This window comes from Streptomyces carpinensis, from assembly GCF_002154505.1.
Taxonomy (GTDB): Bacteria; Actinomycetota; Actinomycetes; order Streptomycetales; family Streptomycetaceae; genus Streptomyces; species Streptomyces carpinensis.
On the sequence record NZ_MUBM01000369.1, the window covers coordinates 1 to 668 of the forward strand.

A 668-nucleotide genomic window follows, 5' to 3' on the forward strand; every position below is an offset into this window, starting at 1 on the left:
GCCGCGAGCAACCCGGAGAAGGCCAAGGCCTCCTGACCCCTCCAGGTCACCGAACCATCCGAAGGACCTTCCGCCATCCGTGGTGCGGGAGGTCCTTCGGCGTGTTTGGACGGGGCCGTAGCCGGGCCGGACCCGGGCGGCACGGGCCGCTCCCGCACCCAACTGCATGGCCGCTACAACTGTTTTGCCCAGTCGTAACCCGCTTGCGGGACTGCGCAAGGGGCCTCCTGGTGTTTACGTGGTGGATGACATTCCGGCGTTCGCCGTCACGGAGGTGTGCACCATGCCCGACGCCGCGCTGCGGCTCACAGGACTGCTCGAACAGCTACTGGGTACCCCGCTACCGGTGCGCATCCGCGCCTGGGACGGTTCGGAGTCGGGGCCGCCCGGGGCGCCGACGCTGGTCGTACGCAACCGCCGCGCGCTGCGCCGGTTGCTGTTCAAGCCGGGCGAACTCGGCCTGGCCCGCGCCTGGGTGGCCGGGGACCTGACCATCGACGGGGACCTCTACACCGCCCTGGGCCTGCTCTCCGGCCTGGTCTGGGAGCGCGGGGAGGACGCCCGCGGCCTCGTGGGGACGCTGCGCGATCCGGAGGCGCGCACCGCCGCCCTGGGCCTGCTGAAGCTGGCCGGCCCGCCGCTGCCGCCCGCCCCGCCCCCCGAGGAGG

Annotated in this window: 1 pseudogene; it reads left to right on the plus strand. The window is 73.2% G+C overall.

Going from position 1 to position 668, the window contains the following annotated elements:
* Positions 1–283 precede the first annotated feature (283 nt).
* Positions 284–668: pseudogene (locus tag BZY54_RS38745) on the plus strand (SAM-dependent methyltransferase); the annotation flags it as partial.